The 16,365-nt window shown below is 44.7% G+C and carries 17 protein-coding genes; 6 read left to right on the forward strand and 11 right to left on the reverse strand.

Annotated elements, in window-relative coordinates; genetic code table 11:
• Window positions 1-55 precede the first annotated feature (55 nt).
• Both L0659_RS01725 and L0659_RS01730 read left to right on the forward strand, forming a co-directional pair.
• Complete coding sequence (locus L0659_RS01725) at window positions 56-1,531, forward strand: sodium:solute symporter (RefSeq protein WP_235123821.1); 1,476 nt, start codon at window positions 56-58, stop codon at window positions 1,529-1,531.
• Window positions 1,532-1,866: 335 nt separating this feature from the next.
• Entirely contained in the window at window positions 1,867-2,265 is a 399-nt protein-coding gene (locus L0659_RS01730) for a hypothetical protein (RefSeq protein ID WP_235123822.1), read from the forward strand.
• 59 nt (window positions 2,266-2,324) lie between these two features.
• Here L0659_RS01730 and L0659_RS01735 read toward each other — a convergent pair whose 3' ends face one another.
• Genes L0659_RS01735 through galE form a run of 7 tightly spaced genes read right to left on the reverse strand, consistent with a single transcriptional unit; the run spans window position 2,325 to window position 9,456 of the window.
• Window positions 2,325-2,657 carry an MGMT family protein gene (locus L0659_RS01735; RefSeq protein ID WP_235123823.1) on the reverse strand — a complete coding sequence of 111 codons (333 nt, stop codon included), beginning with the start codon at window positions 2,655-2,657 and terminating at the stop codon, window positions 2,325-2,327.
• Window positions 2,641-3,240: a DUF3109 family protein gene (locus L0659_RS01740; RefSeq protein ID WP_235123825.1), complete on the reverse strand. Its 600-nt coding sequence runs from the start codon at window positions 3,238-3,240 to the stop codon at window positions 2,641-2,643. Before L0659_RS01740 ends, L0659_RS01735 begins: the two co-directional genes overlap by 17 nt.
• A 5-nt stretch (window positions 3,241-3,245) precedes the next feature.
• The gene (locus L0659_RS01745) at window positions 3,246-5,747 is read right to left on the reverse strand and encodes a LysM peptidoglycan-binding domain-containing protein (protein WP_235123827.1); all 2,502 of its coding nucleotides are present in this window, start codon (window positions 5,745-5,747) and stop codon (window positions 3,246-3,248) included.
• Window positions 5,748-5,797: 50 nt separating this feature from the next.
• Complete coding sequence (locus tag L0659_RS01750; RefSeq protein ID WP_235123828.1) at window positions 5,798-6,439, reverse strand: O-methyltransferase; 642 nt, start codon at window positions 6,437-6,439, stop codon at window positions 5,798-5,800.
• Window positions 6,440-6,481: 42 nt separating this feature from the next.
• Window positions 6,482-7,348, reverse strand: a complete 867-nt coding sequence (gene rfbA / locus L0659_RS01755; protein ID WP_233797282.1) for a glucose-1-phosphate thymidylyltransferase RfbA — start codon at window positions 7,346-7,348, stop codon at window positions 6,482-6,484.
• Between the two features lie 36 nt (window positions 7,349-7,384).
• Window positions 7,385-8,440, reverse strand: a complete 1,056-nt coding sequence (gene rfbB / locus L0659_RS01760) for a dTDP-glucose 4,6-dehydratase (protein ID WP_235123830.1) — start codon at window positions 8,438-8,440, stop codon at window positions 7,385-7,387.
• Entirely contained in the window at window positions 8,437-9,456 is a 1,020-nt protein-coding gene (gene galE, locus L0659_RS01765) for a UDP-glucose 4-epimerase GalE (protein ID WP_235123832.1), read from the reverse strand. The genes rfbB and galE overlap by 4 nt, the downstream gene beginning before the upstream one ends.
• 212 nt (window positions 9,457-9,668) lie before the next feature.
• On the opposite strand from galE, the gene L0659_RS01770 reads away from it, so the two are divergent.
• Complete coding sequence (locus tag L0659_RS01770; RefSeq protein ID WP_235123834.1) at window positions 9,669-10,517, forward strand: transglutaminase-like domain-containing protein; 849 nt, start codon at window positions 9,669-9,671, stop codon at window positions 10,515-10,517.
• Between the two features lies 1 nt (window position 10,518).
• On the opposite strand, the gene L0659_RS01775 is transcribed toward L0659_RS01770, so the two are convergent.
• Complete coding sequence (locus L0659_RS01775; RefSeq protein WP_235123836.1) at window positions 10,519-11,148, reverse strand: 4'-phosphopantetheinyl transferase superfamily protein; 630 nt, start codon at window positions 11,146-11,148, stop codon at window positions 10,519-10,521.
• 56 nt (window positions 11,149-11,204) lie between these two features.
• On the opposite strand from L0659_RS01775, the gene L0659_RS01780 reads away from it, so the two are divergent.
• The 3 genes from L0659_RS01780 (at window position 11,205) to folB (ending at window position 13,636) form a co-directional block, all read left to right on the forward strand.
• The gene (locus L0659_RS01780; protein WP_235123837.1) at window positions 11,205-12,107 is read left to right on the forward strand and encodes a WD40 repeat domain-containing protein; all 903 of its coding nucleotides are present in this window, start codon (window positions 11,205-11,207) and stop codon (window positions 12,105-12,107) included.
• A 104-nt stretch (window positions 12,108-12,211) separates the two neighbouring features.
• Window positions 12,212-13,279 carry a DivIVA domain-containing protein gene (locus L0659_RS01785; protein ID WP_235123838.1) on the forward strand — a complete coding sequence of 356 codons (1,068 nt, stop codon included), beginning with the start codon at window positions 12,212-12,214 and terminating at the stop codon, window positions 13,277-13,279.
• Window positions 13,280-13,285: 6 nt separating this feature from the next.
• Entirely contained in the window at window positions 13,286-13,636 is a 351-nt protein-coding gene (gene folB / locus L0659_RS01790; protein WP_235123839.1) for a dihydroneopterin aldolase, read from the forward strand.
• 39 nt (window positions 13,637-13,675) lie between these two features.
• On the opposite strand, the gene L0659_RS01795 is transcribed toward folB, so the two are convergent.
• The 3 genes from L0659_RS01795 to L0659_RS01805 all read right to left on the reverse strand — a co-directional run bounded on the left by L0659_RS01795 (window position 13,676) and on the right by L0659_RS01805 (window position 16,343).
• Entirely contained in the window at window positions 13,676-13,843 is a 168-nt protein-coding gene (locus tag L0659_RS01795) for a hypothetical protein (protein WP_235123840.1), read from the reverse strand.
• Window positions 13,833-15,044, reverse strand: a complete 1,212-nt coding sequence (locus L0659_RS01800; RefSeq protein WP_235123841.1) for a saccharopine dehydrogenase family protein — start codon at window positions 15,042-15,044, stop codon at window positions 13,833-13,835. Before L0659_RS01800 ends, L0659_RS01795 begins: the two co-directional genes overlap by 11 nt.
• A 93-nt stretch (window positions 15,045-15,137) precedes the next feature.
• A complete protein-coding gene (locus L0659_RS01805) occupies window positions 15,138-16,343 on the reverse strand; it encodes a sorbosone dehydrogenase family protein (RefSeq protein ID WP_235123842.1) in 1,206 nt (401 codons plus the stop codon).
• Window positions 16,344-16,365: the final 22 nt, after the last annotated feature.

Raw genomic sequence — 16,365 nt, forward strand, 5'->3', positions numbered from 1 at the left:
AGGACCTTTTAATCAGCTGCTAAAATTCACAAATAACCCACTACAAGCCGCTTTAATGAATCCATATATATCTCTGGTCATCCTGATTGCGTATTTCGGGATGCTCATAACAGTTTCCATTTACACATCCAGAGGGGCGGATACCAACACATTTTTTACTGCAAACAGGCAGTCGCCATGGTATCTGGTGGCTTTCGGAATGATCGGGACTTCATTGTCCGGCGTTACATTTGTTTCGGTCCCCGGGGCGGTTGTTAACATTCAGTTTTCTTACTTTCAGGTTGTTATAGGCTACATTCTGGGTTATCTGGTGATCGGGACGGTGCTGATGCCGCTTTATTACCGGTTGAACCTCATATCCATTTATTCCTATCTCGAACAGCGTTTTGGTTTTTGGTCATACAAAACAGGTTCCGGGTTCTTTCTGCTATCGCGTACAATTGGTTCAGCCGTAAGGCTTTATGTTGCTGCACAGGTTTTACAGCTGGCATTGTTCAAGCCGCTGGGAATTCCTTTTGAAGTGGCCGTTGCCATTACAATCTTCTTAATCTGGATCTATACATTCAAAGGCGGTGTCAAAACCATTATCGTTACCGACACATTACAGACATTCTTCCTCATTACAGCCGTTATCCTGACCATTATTCTTGTTTCCAATGAGCTTAATCTGGACGGTTTTGGTGATATCTGGAACCGCGTGCAAACGAGCGGTTATTCCAAGATCTTCTATTGGGATACGAATGACCCGAAGAACTTTTTCAAACAATTCTTCGCCGGGGTTTTCATTGCTATTGTTATGACCGGTCTGGATCAGGATCTGATGCAGAAAAACCTGACTTGTAAGAACATAGGAGAGGCGCAGAAGAACATGTTTTGGTTTACGATTGTGCTCGTGATTGTTAACTTTTTGTTTCTTTCACTCGGTGCGCTGCTTTACGTATATGCGGAAGCGCAAGGGATTCCTACGCCTGCAAAATCCGATGATTTCTATCCTATGCTGGCCCTTAATCACTTAGGTCTGGTTGTGGGGATCACATTCCTGCTTGGCATTACAGCAGCAACATATGCCAGCTCCGACTCTGCGTTGACTGCATTAACCACCGCATTCTGCATTGATTTCATGAACATTGAAAAGCGGCCGGAGCAGCAGCGCTCAACCATTAAATTCTGGGTGCATATCGGATTTTCGGTGGTGTTTTATCTGGTTATCCTGATCTTCAACAGGCTTAATAGTAAGGAAGTTATTACTGCGGTCTTCGATCTGGCGGGTTACACTTATGGACCGTTATTGGGATTGTTCTCATTCGGCGCATTTCTCAAACGACCTGTCAAAGACAAATGGGTTCCGCTGGTTTGTATCCTGGCGCCGATCATCACCTACATCATCAATGATCATTCTGCTGAATGGTTCAATGGTTATAAATTCGGCTTCGAACGGCTCATTATTAATGGGCTGATTACATTCATAGGACTGTGGTTACTACACGATCCGAAGGCTAAACGGTATGCTCCGAATCCTGTTGTCAGATAGGAAACATTAAGCCCTAAACTTCATGTTATTTCAAATCAGTTAGATTTTTCTGATTTGTGAACTGGAATATAGAATCAGGGGTAAAATTAGAATCTAGGTTTTGTATAACTTTTGAACCGTTCGGTTTTAAGTGCTGATGTTCGGTTATGAACAGCATTGGAAACCTGATAAAATTGGGTAAAGGTTTTAAATAGTTTTATAACTAATTGATATATAGTTTATTGCAATTAGGATGTGCCGGTGAAATTTCCTCTGGAAGTTGATCTGGCACATCCTTTTTTATATATAGTTCAGCTGTGCAGATGTACGGTCATAACAAGAAAACTATATTAGCCATGAAAATTTCAAACATCTCAAATCTATTCTGCGCTTTGGCGCTCACTTTGTCTCTTGCTTCATTTACAACAGACAAAAAGAAAAATCACGAAGACAAAGCTGCGTCTAATGCAGTGACTTTTGATGCAGCACTTTACAAAGTAAAGGAAACCAATAAGGTTAAACTTTCCGTAAACAAAGCTGCTGACGAAAAGCTGAGAATCACCTTAAAGGACAAAGGCGGAAACGTGTTCTACTCCGAAGTTTATGATAACAATGGTTCAAAATACCGCCGCGTATTTGATCTGGAAGAAATGAATGACGGAGTTTACTACTTTGAATTGTTTTATAACAAAGAGAAATTGGTAAAAGAAGTGCAGATCAAAAGCACCAGCGAGAAACTGATCTCCCTGCAATAACGTAAGGTTCAAAAATAGAAAAGGCTCTTTGTCCAAATGGATGAAGAGCCTTTCTTTTGTTAACCAAGTTCCTTTTCAGGATCCCAAAAATATTTTTCCCAATGCTGAATGCGCCCGTCCTCAACTTCCACACCCTCACTTTCAAGTCTTTCCTGCATAATGGTAGGCGTTTCAAAAAGGTGCCGGGCGCTTAATTCCCCTTGCTTGTTCACAACCCTGTGAGCAGGAAGCCCGTGTTCGGTGTAACCGCTGCTCATGGCCCAGCCCACCATTCTGGCGCCGCGTTTGGAGCCAAGGTAGGCGGCAATCGCGCCATAAGAAGTAGCACGGCCTGGCGGAATTTGCCTTACTACGTCGTAAACATCAGTGAAAAAATCATTTCCCTGCTTCATGTTCTCTTAGTTGGCTTTCCTTGCGCTCGTCAATTTCCTGCGTTAGCTGATTGTACCATTTAGGCCCATAAGCACGGATCAGCGGGTCTTTAAGGAATTTGTAAACCGGAACACCCAGTTCTTCACCCAAGCTGCACGCAGGACTGCATATTTCCCAGCGATCGTAATTCAGCGCGTGATATTGTTCGTATTTGGTAACCCTTATCGGATACAGATGGCAGGAAAGTGGCTTCTTGTAAGCGATGTTGCCATCATTATAAGCCTGCTCAATGCCACATTTCAAGATTCCTCTCTCGTCATAAAGCGCATAAGCACATTCTTTTCCATTGATAACAGGCGTTACATAATCTCCGTCCCAATCTTTGGTATAAGTGCCTTCTCGGGCAATTACATCCTTGCCAGCTTGTGTCAGATATGGTTCAACGTGTGGATAGATATCATCCAGAATAGCAAGCTCATCTTCGTCCAGCGGCGCACCCGAATCTCCTTCCACACAGCAAGCACCTTTGCATTTGTCCAGATTGCAGACAAACAGCTGGTCTTCAATGTCATCACTAATACATGTATTGTCAATGAGTATCATATCAATTATTGTTGCGGGATTTTAAGCTTTTGTCCCACCATAACACTATTTCCCGACATATTGTTTAATCGCTTGATGTCTTCCACGTTCGTGCGGTAAGTCTGCGCAATGCGGAAGAGCGTTTCACCCGACACCACAGTATGCGTTTTCGCTCCCGACAGCCCCGACGGAGCGGATGATTGGGCAGATGCCCGAGCTTGCGAATCTACTTTTCTTACACGCAATCTTTGTCCGGATTTCAATCGTGACGATTCATTCAGATCATTCAGTTCATATAGATCCTTTACTGACAAACCGTAAGCTTTGGAAATGCTATAAAAAGTCTGTCCGCCCTGAACCACGTGAAATTCCTCTCCCGAGCTCGCCGTAGTGCGGATTTCTTGTTTGATTTCTTCGGGCGTTTTAAAAGTTTCGGCCGGTTCTGTGCGAACAACTGTTATTTTTTCAGGCTCCTGCGTGGTTTTGGCAGGCGCTTCTTTTGTTGGGGCAGCACTTGCTGTTTCCGTAGCGGCAGCTTTGCTTACATTAAGCCGTTGGCCCACCACCAGCCTGCCCGGAGTATTTTTGTTCAATGCGATCAGCTCTCTCAGTGTCAGGTTGTATTTGCTGGCAATGCTGAAATAGGTGTCTCCTGATTGAACCGTGTGGAAAGAAGCTTTTTCTGGTGCAGCGCTGGATTTTGGTGTAGCAGCAGCTTCTCTTGCTGCTCTTTCCTCTGCCGCAGCCCTTTGCTTCATATATACTGAGGTTTCGGAAGCAGCGCGCGTATCATTCGGCGTCACTACCTTGGAAGGTGAATTGGCGCTGGCAACAGGCCTTTCCTCAGCCGATTTGAAAGATGAATCGGCATTGTCCTGCGTAATGATCACAACGCGATCGCCAGCTTGTGTGCTGACAGGCTCGGTAGGAACGGACGCAGGTACATTGGTGGCTGTTTTTACGGATGGATTTGTCTGAATGTTCGCGGCAGCAGGCGTCGCGGCTGCAACAGGTGCATTGGTTACCGGAGGAGCTGTTGGAGCCGCGCTGGCAGCCTCGTCTTTGTTTTCAACCAAAACAGGCGTGTATTTCTTGCGCCCCGATGGCTTATCAGGGATTGCATTGGCATTAGCCGCAGGCGCTGAGGCAATCACATCCGTTTTTGGAGCAATGACTGAATCCTTTTTGCCCGGTGAAGGCTGTGGCGGCGCAATGATTTCTATGGGTTGCTTTTTAGGTCTCTTTTTGGTCAAAAACAAAACCTGTCCTGTCTGGATAGGATAATTGCGGCTTGTTGTCCGGTTGTATTTCAAAAGGCTTACCAAACGGATCCCGTATTGCTGAGAAACGCTATGCCATGTGTCACCCGGTCTGGCTGTGTGGAAGGGTGTAGATGCTTTTTTATGTTTTTTGGCCAAATAATAAACCTGACCTGGAATAAGCTGCATTTCGGCAACCATATCATTGTAGCGCATGAACTTCGGAGCGCTCATTTTACCAGCTTTCGCCAGTGTTTTTGGCTTATCACCGGCACGCGCCTGGGCTCCGGCAAGACCATTGATTTCGTACAGATCCGGTCCATCAGGATCAGATGAATTTCCCGGCTTTTTTTTCAAAACCGGATAGCCAGTGTCCTCGTAAACAGATGCAACGGCGGTTTGCTGAGGCGGCAATGATAATTTTTCACGCACCGATGCAAGTTGATCAGCCGGGACGGGAATAGTTACCAGATATTCGCGGTCACTCGGAATTTTATCGTCTGTCAGCCATCGGTTGAAGCTCTTCAATTCCGACGAAGAGACGCCCAGAGACGCGGAAATTTCGTCGAATGTTTTGCCTTTACCATAATCCGCTTCCAGGAGCACCAGCTTATTCGCCGTTCTATGTTTCTCAATGCCAGCTTCCAGCGCAATTTTATGCGCAAAAAACCGCAGCATATAGCGGTCTGTTTTTCCGTTCAATGTCACTTCCCGCGCGTATGCCCAGTTGGCCGGCACCACCTTTTTTACACCGCCCGCTCCCTGATAATAAGAGTAAAGCGTCGTAACCCAGTTATTAAATTGCTGATTGTTCTTTTTCAAATACCAGGCTGCTGCGTGTGTGGACGCACTGATGTTTTTTCTTTCATCCACATCATTGTCAACCCGTAAGTTCAACTCCCTCGCCGTTTCCGGCTTGAACTGCCAGTAACCCACAGCATTGGATGAGGACACAACATCCGGTCTGAAAGAACTTTCCTGGACGGCCAGATATTTAAAATCAATGGGCACTTCTTCATCCATGAGTATGCCTTCAACAATCGGAAAATGGAGCACGGCGCGGTCCATCTTTTCTTCCCAAAACTTGCGGTTGGACATCAGGTTTTTCACATCTTCCTCAATAATGTCCTGGGCGCTCCTGTCCAGCTTTACGGTGATCCCTCCAAATGAAATGCTCGAAGGAATTTCAGGATAAGCTTGGGCAATGACGTTGCTATTAGCGGTAAGCAGCAACATCCAGGCAACTGTAATGTACTTGATGTGATTCATGAAAGTCCTGGCCATAAATTGTAAATGCTTGGCTGAATGTGTTTTGTGAATTATAATTTCTGGAGAATCATCAACCCATCGCGGATGGGAAGCAGAATGTTGGAAACGCGGCTGTCTTCATGGACCATTCTGTTGAAGTCCAGTAACGATTGAGTGTCCTTATCAATTTTGATATCGTCCTGAATAACCTTACCGCTCCAAAGTACGTTATCGGCAATCAAAAATCCTCCTGTCCGCACTTTTTCTATGCAAAGATCAAAGTAATTTTTGTAGTTTATTTTGTCGGCATCAATAAACACGAGATCGAACGTCTCGTCCAATGTTGGTATAATGTCGGTTGCTTTACCGATCTGGTAATCAATCTGACTGGAAAAGGAAGAATCGGCAAAAAAGCGGCGCGTGAATGTTTCCAGCTCCTCATTAATGTCGATCGTGATCAGCTTACCGCCTGAATTCAACCCTTCACAAAGACATAACGCAGAATATCCTGTGTAAGTACCGATCTCGAGAATTCTATCAGGACGGATCATCCGGGATATCATCGACAAAAACCTGCCTTGCAGATGCCCGGACAGCATTCGCGGGTTAAGAATGTTTGCGTGCGTCTCCCTATTTAAAGACCTCAGCAATGCACTCTCATCCTCCGTATGTGCTACGGAATACGCCTCAATTTCCTCTGCCAGAAACTTCATTTTTAATTTTAATGCTTGATCAAACGCAATGTGACCGTGAAATCAGACATTGGCAACAATCCGTTCAAGATATGTTCCGTAACCACTTTTAACCAATGGTTTGGCGATTTCACGTAACTGTTCTGCATTAATAAAGCCCATGCGGTAAGCGATCTCCTCAATGCAGCCTACCTTCAAGCCCTGACGCTCTTCGATCACCTGAACGAACTGTCCGGCTTGCATTAGCGACTGGAATGTGCCCGTATCAAGCCATGCAGTTCCGCGGTTCAAAACGCCCACTTTCAGCTTGCCGCGTTCGAGGTAAACCCTGTTAACGTCTGTGATTTCCAGCTCGCCGCGTGGGGAAGGAGGGATCGTTTTAGCGATTTCCACCACATCATTATCATAGAAATAAAGGCCCGGAACCGCATAGTTTGATTTTGGTGCTTCCGGTTTTTCTTCGATGGAAAGCACGTTATTGGCCTTGTCAAATTCCACAACGCCGTAACGCTCAGGATCATGCACCTGATAAGCGAAGATCACGCCGCCATCCGGATCATTGTTAGATTGAAGCAGCTGGGAAAGTCCTGAACCGTAAAATATGTTGTCGCCCAAAATCAAGGCCACTTTATCATTTCCAATAAAATCTTCACCGATAATGAATGCCTGCGCAAGTCCGTCCGGGCTTGGCTGAACGGCATAGGTAAATTCGCAACCCAGGCGGCTGCCGTCACCTAATAATTTCTCAAAATGAGGCAGATCGTGGGGTGTTGAAATGATCAGTATTTCACGGATGCCCGCCAGCATTAAGATGGATAACGGATAGTAAATCATTGGTTTATCATAAACAGGCATAAGCTGTTTACTAACTGCCAATGTCAATGGGTGCAACCTAGTCCCGGATCCACCGGCCAGAATAATTCCTTTCATTATGAGATCGTTGGTAAGCGTAAGTAATTTATCTGACTATCTGTCCGAGTACATTTCGGTGTAATATTTCTGGTAGTTGCCTGATGTGACGTTATTGAGCCATTCCTGGTTGTTCAAATACCAATCTACAGTTCTTTCAAGCCCCTCTTCGAATTGCAGGGAAGGTTTCCAGCCAAGTTCGTTAGAAAGTTTGGTTGCGTCGATCGCGTAACGCAGGTCATGCCCGGCGCGGTCGGTTACGTAGGTGATCAGTTTTTCTGTTTCACCTTTTTCACGACCAAGTTTCTGATCCATAATGCTGCATAGCAACAACACAAGGTTCAGGTTTTTCCACTCGTTATGGCCGCCAATGTTGTAGGTTTCACCGTTTTTCCCATCATGGAAAATCACATCGATAGCAATCGCGTGGTCTTCTACAAAAAGCCAGTCACGAATATTTTCGCCTTTTCCATAAACCGGAAGTGGTTTTTGCTGGATAATGTTGTGGATCATCAGCGGGATCAGCTTCTCAGGGAAATGGTTTGGTCCGTAGTTGTTGGAGCAATTGGATATAACAACCGGCAACTTATAAGTATTGTGGTAAGCCCTTACAAAATGGTCCGAAGATGCCTTCGAAGCTGAGTAAGGCGAGCGGGGGTCGTAACTGGTCGTTTCGGTGAAGAATGTTCCCGGATCGTGCAGTTCTCCATAAACTTCATCCGTAGAAACATGATAGAAACGGCGGTCTGTAAAATCATCTTTCCATGCTTTTTTCGCAGCATTCAAAAGGTTTACAGTCCCCACCACATTGGTCATCACAAATGACATCGGGTCGGAAATAGACCGGTCTACATGGCTTTCGGCAGCCAGGTGAATGATGCCATGAAAATCGTTTTCGCTGATCAGCTTGTCAATAAACTCAGCGTCAACGATATCGCCTTTTACAAAAGTATAATTCGGCGCATTTTCAATGTCCCTCAGGTTTTCAAGGTTACCCGCATACGTAAGGGCGTCGAGGTTATATATGTGATAATCCGGATGGAAGTTTACAAAACGGCGCACTACATGTGAGCCAATAAAACCTGCACCGCCTGTGATCAAGATCTTTTTCATTGTTGAGCTTTTATTTTTAATTGCCAGTTCCAAGCGTCTTTCAATGCATCCACCATCGTTTTCTCGGCATGCCATTTCATTACGTTATTCACTTTATCAGACTGCGCGTAAATTTTTTCAACATCCCCTTCACGGCGCGGCCCGATGGTATAATTCACTTTAACACCATTCACTTCTTCAAATGTGTTGATCAATTCGAGAACAGTATAACCTTCGCCTGTTCCCACATTGAAGACATCATAGTAGTCAGATTCTTTTTGTTCATCCAAAAGTTCAAGCGCCTTCACGTGCGCTTTCGCCAGATCCACAACATGGATAAAATCGCGGATGCAAGTTCCGTCCACCGTATCGTAATCATTGCCAAAAACGGTAAGCGACTTGCGAAGCCCGGCGGCAGTTTGCGTAATAAACGGCACCAGATTGCTTGGAACACCATTCGGTAACTCTCCGATCAATGCTGACTCGTGTGCACCAATAGGATTGAAATAACGAAGCGAGATGGATTTTACACCGGATTTTGCGTGTACAAAATCACGGATAATGTCTTCCCCAATGGCTTTTGTATTGCCATAAGGCGAACTTGCGGGTTTGCGGGGCGTGCTTTCCGTAACCGGAATGGCATCAGGCTGGCCGTAAACTGTACAGGATGAGGAAAATACGAAGTTGGGGACTTTGAATTCCTGAGCTGTGCGTAGCAATACGAGCAGGGAGATCAGATTGTTTTCGTAATAATTAAGCGGCTTTTCAACGGATTCGCCGACGGCCTTGTAAGCAGCGAAGTGGATAATTCCGTCAAATTTTTCCTTTTCAAAAATAGCCCTGATCTTTTCAGCATCATTGCAGTCAATCTCGTAAAACGGAAAATCCTTGCCGGTAATTTTTTTTATTCCTTCCAGAACACCAAGATTTGAATTGTAAAGGTTGTCAATGATAACCGGTTCAAATCCTGCCTTATCCAGCTCAACAACTGTGTGAGAACCAATAAAGCCGGCCCCTCCCGTAACAAGAATTTTCATGTGCTCTTTGCTTAATTTAAAAAAATATTGTGGTATAGATGGTGTAAAAAAAGAAGTTCAATAGTGCATGAATATACAGATTTTCGCGCTTGAACATTCGAAATCTGCTCCGTTAACCAGCTTTTTTTCCGGGCAAAAGTAGAAAATTTGATGTCCATAAAAAAAAAATGTTTTTATTTATCCGTTGGTTGTTAAATGCAGATTTGAGGAAAATGAACCAGAGAGAAATTAAAGCACTGATATCCTTGCTTGATGACGAAGATCATGAAGTGAGCCAGCATGTGGAGGGGAAAATCTTGTCGTTGGGTGGCAATGTCATACCATTTCTCGAGACTGAGTGGGAGGAAAGCTTCAACCCGATTGTGCAGCGTAAAATAGAAGAACTGATCCACGAATTGCAGCTGAGCATCATGATTGAGCGCCTTCAATCGTGGAAAAACGGCGGTGCATTGGATTTGCTGGAAGGCATGTGGATCATTTCGACATACCATTATCCAGACCTTTCCATGGATAAGCTCCGGACGAGCATTGAGCAGCTTTATTACGATATATGGATCCAGTTCCAGGAAGAAATGAATGCTGTGGACCAGATCAAGCGCATTAACAGCATCTTTTTTGGGGTGATGAACTTTGCGGCGAATACAAAGAACTTCCATTCGCCTTCCAATTCGATGATCAATGTGGTGCTTGAAAGCCGGAGAGGGAATCCGATCACATTGTGCGTGATCTATCTTTTAATCGCAAGAAAGCTCGGAATGCCCGTTTATGGCGTGAATTTGCCCAATCTTTTCGTACTGACTTACAAAAACGACAAGACGCAGTTTTATATCAATGTCTTCAACAGGGGAATTATTTTTTCCAAAACAGACATCGACCATTATATCGCACAGCTGAACATTAAGTCCAAGGAGATATTTTACCAGCCTTGCACAAACCTGGAAATCGTGCAGCGCGTGTTGCGGAACCTGATTTTATCCTATGAAAAAACGAGTGAGCAGGATAAAATAAAGGAGATTGAGAAAATATTGAAGTCAACATTGGACGACATGCCCGAATTGTAGGCTATAAGGCAATAGCCAGGCAATGGTTATCAAACCACCTTACCGTTACATTGGCCTCAATGTCCCTGCCCAGATCGGTAAGCTTTCCTTTTAATAGTAATGCGTTTTTATCAAAAGGTTCGATATAAATAGAATCTTTGAAACTGACCTTTTTCTTACCATACAACTTGTACAGCGCCTCTTTTGCGCACCAATACATGCATAGGAGGGGAATTTCGTCTCCGGCATGCTCGAATTCCGGCTGGGATAAATATTTTTTTGAAGTGCGTTGCAGTTTTGCGTCCATTTTCTCCATATCAATGCCCACAGCCGCGGGCGGGTTAATGGCAACGGCAACAAAATCGTTGGTATGGGTAATGGAAATGTGCGAATCGTTATCGATCAGGAATGCTTTGCCGTGCTCGTCCTTATAAGTCCCGATGTAGTTAATGCCGAATTGTTCCGCAATGATCTTGATCAGCAGCCTGCTGGCCAACCATTCGCGCAACTTTTGAGGATGCGTGATCGCCGAAAGTTCTTCCGCATTATAAGCATAACCCAAAGTTTCTTTCAGCTCCGTTTCGGTTTCTGTAAGCTTCCAAAGCAGCAGCGTACTGGACTCTTCGATCATTTCGGAATGAACGAGCGGCATAATAATTCTGTTTACAATTTCTATTTTTGACGCTTAATCCCTATTTCAAGTAAAGCATGAACATTCGCAAAGTAGATACTTTTTCCGGTCATAGAGACAGTGTTTATACAATTATTTCTGACAACACTTCTCATGGCTTTTACTCTGCTGGCGGCGATGGTTTTGTAATTCAATGGGACGTCAATAAACCCGACCTGGGAAATCTCGTTGCCCGCGTGGGCGTTTCCGTGTACGCATTGGGCTTCGAAAAAGAAAACAATGCATTGTGGATCGGGCAGAATTACGAAGGCATCCAGGTGCTGGACATTGCCGAAAATAAGATTGAAAAAACCTCAAAAATCACCACAGCGCCTATTTTCGACATTCAGTTTTTTGATAACAAAGCATTGATCGCTTTGGGTGATGGCGTAGTCGTGGTTATGGACATTGCCTCATTTGCAGTTCAGAAGCACATTAAGGTTTCCGGCAAAAGCATTCGCACCATTGCTATCAATCATGAAACGCGCGAATTTGCTGTGGGAGACAGCGATTGTAATGTCAATATCTTCGATTTGGACGGTTTTGTGTTAAAAAAGACGATCCAATCGCATGGTAACTCGGTATTTTCCGTTAAGTATTCACCGGACGGTAAATATCTTTTCACAACAGGCCGGGATGCACACATCAAAATATGGGATGTAAATGATGCTTATGGAATGGTTTTAGACATTCCGGCACATTTATATGCGGTCAATGACATTAGTTTCAGCCCCGACCGCACATTATTCGCCTCCTGCAGCATGGATAAATCAGTAAAGGTTTGGGATGCTGTCACATTTAAACTCAAAAAGATCATTGATCGTGCCAGGCATGCGGGGCATGGGACTTCGGTTAACAAACTGCTCTGGACGAGCTATGAAAACCAGTTGATTTCATGCAGCGACGACCGGATGATTTCGGTTTGGGAAGTGGCTGAATAGTATACTTATAATATGGGATTATTGGTAAATACTTTGAAAAATGATCCATATATCTTTAACTTACACGACCGTTTTTAACTAAGTAACAAAGCATAGATTGCATCATGAAAATATCCGCTATAGACATACGCAAGCATACTTTTGAAAAGATTTTCAGAGGTTACGACCCGGACGAAGTAGATGCTTTTCTAAATTCGTTGTCCCAGGAATGGGAGCGTTTTTCAAGCGAAAACAGCCTTTTGAAAATGCAGCTTGAATATGCCGAAAAGGAGCTTAGCAAGTTGAAAGATATCGAATCTACGCTGTTCAGAACATTAAAAGCGGCAGAAGACACCAGCAAGCTGATTGAAAAAGAAGCCAATGAAAATGCTGAAAAACGAATTGAAGAATCCCGCACAACTGCCAATGATCTGGTAAGCGAAGCCGAGAACCGGACTAACCTGATCATCCGTGAAACAGAGGACAGGTTGAAGCGTTTCAAAGAAGATTTTGCAGCCGAAGTGAAGTTACAGGAACGAGATTTCCGTGCAATAGAAAATTTCAGGGATAACCTGATTGTTCAGCTTTCATCCCTTGCCAATAACACCATCGAAACGGTGGAAAGGTTTGAACAGAAATATGACAAGCAATCTGTTTTGAATAAAATGGAGGAGATTAAACAGCATATTTCTGAAATTGAGATCCCTAAAAAAGCATCATTCTTGGCAGAATCGAGAGTTGTTCCACAATTGGAAGAAGCCACAGAAACTGAGGCGGAAGTGATTTTGCAGGATGATAAGCCTGAGGTTTTATTTGAGGTTGTTGATGCAGAGGAAGAAGTGGTTGTGGATGAAGAAGCAACATTTGTTCCGCAGATAGCCTATGAAGATGAGGAACCGGAAATGTACAATGAAGTCGTTGAAGTAGAGCCGGAAGCTTTCTCTGAACCGGAGCCTGTTGAAGAAGAAATTGCATATAGTTTAAAAGAAGAGCCAAAAACAGCGGCGGAGGAATCGGCAGCCGCATTAGCTGAACTGCAGCGCACAGCGCGCGAGCGGGAAACGGAGCTAAACAGAGAAACGGAGCGAGTGAGGGAAAATGAGCGGGTAAGGGAAAATACGCCTGTTAACCGCCCACGTGTGCCTGAAAATCAACCAAAGAAATCCGGAGGCTCATTTTTTGATCAAATCTAGAATACATTGGGAACAATAAGCCTCGAAGGTCTGGAGTTCTTTGCATACCACGGCTATTATCCTGAGGAGCAACGAATTGGAAATAAATATGCATTAGACATTATCATCACAGCCGACTTCATCAAGGCTGCACAGGAAGACAAGCTAAGCGAAACCGTCAACTACGAAACGATTTACCAAATCGCTTCCAAAGTAATGAAAGAACCAGCCAAGCTGCTGGAACACATCGGTTTCACCGTAATAGAAAAAATAAGGGAACATTACCCGCTCGTAGCAAACATCACAGTCCGGGTCTCCAAATTCAATCCACCAGTAGGTGGCGTGTGTACAAGGGCGATGATAACGATGGAAGGGTAGGTTATGAGCCCGAGCGCACTTGATGTATTGTCTCGTGGGTTAAGCATGCCAACATGCAACTGTCAGCCTGAGCGTAGTCGAAGGCCCTGTCATGCTAAGCGGAGCCGAAGCTCCTGTCAGCCTGAGCGTAGTCGAAGGCACGTTACCCAGGAGTAACGCGCCTTCGACTACGCTCAGGCTGACAGGGGATATGGCTTTAATACTCATGCGGCAGCGGCACGTTAATCCTTTCATTCCAAGGCAGTCCCTGCACATTCAGCAAGTCCATGAACGGATCCGGGTTTAGCTCTTCTACATTGTAAACGCCTGGTTTCATCCATTCTTCATTCGTAAGCATCAGCATCGCGCCGATCATGGCGGGGACGCCGGTTGTGTAGCTTACTGCTTGTGCGCGCACTTCGCGGTAGCATTCGGCGTGGTCGCAGTTATTCCAGACGTAGTAGGTTTTTTCTTCGCCGTTTTCGATTCCTTTGATCTGGCAGCCAATGGAAGTTTGTCCTGAATAATTTTCTCCCAACGAATCAGGTGCCGGAAGCACAGCTTTCAAAAATTCAAGCGGAACAATGTCCAATCCATTGAATTTGATAGGCTTAATGCTCGTCATGCCCACATTTTCCAGCACATTCAAATGTGTAATGTAAGCTTGTCCGAATGTCATCCAGAAACGTGCACGCTTCAATGTCGGGAAGTTTTTTACCAATGATTCCAGTTCCTCGTGGTAAAGCACATAACTTTCTTTCGCGCCTATCCTTGGGTATTCGATAGGCTTGTGAATAGACATTGCCGGAATTTCAACCCAAGCACCATTTTCCCAATAACGTCCCGGTTGCGTTATCTCACGAATGTTGATTTCCGGATTGAAGTTCGTAGCAAAAGCCTTTCCGTGATCACCGGCATTACAGTCGATGATATCCAGGTAATGCATTTCATCAAAATGGTGTTTGTTGGCATAAGCAGTGAAAACCTGCGTTACGCCCGGATCAAAGCCGCAGCCCAGAACTGCCATTAAACCAGCTTCCTTAAATCTTTCCTGATAAGCCCACTGCCAGCTATATTCAAATTTGGCAACATCTTTTGGCTCATAATTGGCCGTGTCCAGATAATGTACACCCGTTGCCAGACATGCCTCCATTATCGTTAGATCCTGATAAGGCAAAGCCACATTGATCAACAATTTTGGTTGAAAACGTTTGATCAGAAGCACTGTTTCAGCAACGATATCTGCATCAACTTGTGCCGTCTGAATGGTCACACCGTGCATTTCCTGAATTTCAGCAGCAATTTTATCACACTTCGATTTGGTGCGGCTGGCCAGCATTATTTCTGTAAAAACATTGCTGTTCAGCGCACATTTATGGGCTACAACACTTCCAACCCCACCTGCACCAATGATCAGAACCTTAGACATTTTGTTTCGTTTAAGTTAAAAGACTTTCCAGGTTTTCAGAACCCGGAAAGTCTCGTCGAATTTCCCGCAAAGATAGAATGACCGCTTAAACTTTCAATTTAAATTTCCGTTAACCAGCTTCATTATCTTGCCTTCGCCGTAATTCAAATAGTAAACTTCACCGCTCAGATCTTGTGCGAAAGAAGAAATAGCGCCTTTGCTTTCAAAGAGCATTGCATTGCTCTTCTTTTTGTCGCCATCCAATTCCAGCGCCCAGATCCTTCCGCTGGCAAAATCACCATAAATGTATTTGCCGGCCAAACTTGTAATGGCCTTTCCCCGATACACATAACCGCCTGTAATGGACCTGTCGCCATTGCTTTGCACATAATCATGGATCGGTTCCACAAGTCCTTGTCCGTTACAATTGGATGACGGCTCATAACAATCCACGCCTTCTTTGAGCTTCCAGCCGTAATTTCCGCCTTTGTTTATCAGGTCAATTTCTTCGCGCTTATTTTGGCCTACGTCCCCCACAAAAAGGCGGTTATTATCCATGTCAAAACTCATGCGCCACGGATTTCTAAGGCCATAAGCGTAAATTTCAGGCAGGAAACCATCATTGTTGCCGACCGGGTATGGGTTGTCCGCAGGGATGCCATAGTTGCCTTTCCCTGTTCCGTTCACATCCACACGCAGGATTTTCCCTAACATTGATTTACGGTTTTGGGCATTATTTTGCGGATCGCCGCCGCTGCCGCCATCACCTGTGGCAATGTATAAAAATCCATCCTTGCCAAATTGCAGCGAACCGCCATTGTGGTTGTCGTAGGGTTGGTTAAAGGTAAATAATACAGTTTCGCTGGAAGGGTCCGCGCGTTCCGCCGTCGGTGTTGTGGCTTTATAGCGTGCGATGACGGTTTTTAGGGGATTTCCGGCCGTATAATTCAGGTAAAAAAAGCCGTTCGTTTTAAAATCCGGATGAAAAGCCAGCCCGAGCAGCCCGCGTTCTCCGCCATCCTGCACCTTGTTTTTTATATCCAGAAAAACAGCGCTGCTGGAAACGTTAGCATTGTTTTGAAAAACCCTGATCACACCCGACTGCTCAACAACAAAAAACCGGCTGCTATCGCCCGGGATCTGCTTCATTTCAACGGGCTCCGTGAAATTCAAAGCAGGAAAAGCATCCTTTGTTTGGATCGTTGTATCGGCATTTTCAATGGTGCCGGGGTTTTCAACAATGTCTTTGTCCTTGGAACAAGAAGTGGTTGCGAGGCCAGATAACAGAAGGAATAATATCGGAAAAGAATAAAGGCTCATGACGTTGAAGTTTTATTTAACA

The organism is Dyadobacter sp. CY347, from assembly GCF_021502655.1.
Taxonomy (GTDB): Bacteria; Bacteroidota; Bacteroidia; order Cytophagales; family Spirosomataceae; genus Dyadobacter.

Bases quoted from the DNA above. Each gene is read 5' to 3' on its own strand.
- L0659_RS01725 (WP_235123821.1), top strand. From the start codon at position 56: ATGAATCCATATATATCTCTGGTCATCCTGATTGCGTATTTCGGGATG.
- L0659_RS01730 (WP_235123822.1), top strand. From the start codon at position 1,867: ATGAAAATTTCAAACATCTCAAATCTATTCTGCGCTTTGGCGCTCACT.
- L0659_RS01735 (WP_235123823.1), bottom strand. From the start codon at position 2,657: ATGAAGCAGGGAAATGATTTTTTCACTGATGTTTACGACGTAGTAAGG.
- L0659_RS01740 (WP_235123825.1), bottom strand. From the start codon at position 3,240: ATGATACTCATTGACAATACATGTATTAGTGATGACATTGAAGACCAG.
- L0659_RS01745 (WP_235123827.1), bottom strand. From the start codon at position 5,747: ATGAATCACATCAAGTACATTACAGTTGCCTGGATGTTGCTGCTTACC.
- L0659_RS01750 (WP_235123828.1), bottom strand. From the start codon at position 6,439: ATGAAGTTTCTGGCAGAGGAAATTGAGGCGTATTCCGTAGCACATACG.
- rfbA (WP_233797282.1), bottom strand. From the start codon at position 7,348: ATGAAAGGAATTATTCTGGCCGGTGGATCCGGGACTAGGTTGCACCCA.
- rfbB (WP_235123830.1), bottom strand. From the start codon at position 8,440: ATGAAAAAGATCTTGATCACAGGCGGTGCAGGTTTTATTGGCTCACAT.
- galE (WP_235123832.1), bottom strand. From the start codon at position 9,456: ATGAAAATTCTTGTTACGGGAGGGGCCGGCTTTATTGGTTCTCACACA.
- L0659_RS01770 (WP_235123834.1), top strand. From the start codon at position 9,669: ATGAACCAGAGAGAAATTAAAGCACTGATATCCTTGCTTGATGACGAA.
- L0659_RS01775 (WP_235123836.1), bottom strand. From the start codon at position 11,148: ATGCCGCTCGTTCATTCCGAAATGATCGAAGAGTCCAGTACGCTGCTG.
- L0659_RS01780 (WP_235123837.1), top strand. From the start codon at position 11,205: ATGAACATTCGCAAAGTAGATACTTTTTCCGGTCATAGAGACAGTGTT.
- L0659_RS01785 (WP_235123838.1), top strand. From the start codon at position 12,212: ATGAAAATATCCGCTATAGACATACGCAAGCATACTTTTGAAAAGATT.
- L0659_RS01795 (WP_235123840.1), bottom strand. From the start codon at position 13,843: ATGAGTATTAAAGCCATATCCCCTGTCAGCCTGAGCGTAGTCGAAGGC.
- L0659_RS01800 (WP_235123841.1), bottom strand. From the start codon at position 15,044: ATGTCTAAGGTTCTGATCATTGGTGCAGGTGGGGTTGGAAGTGTTGTA.
- L0659_RS01805 (WP_235123842.1), bottom strand. From the start codon at position 16,343: ATGAGCCTTTATTCTTTTCCGATATTATTCCTTCTGTTATCTGGCCTC.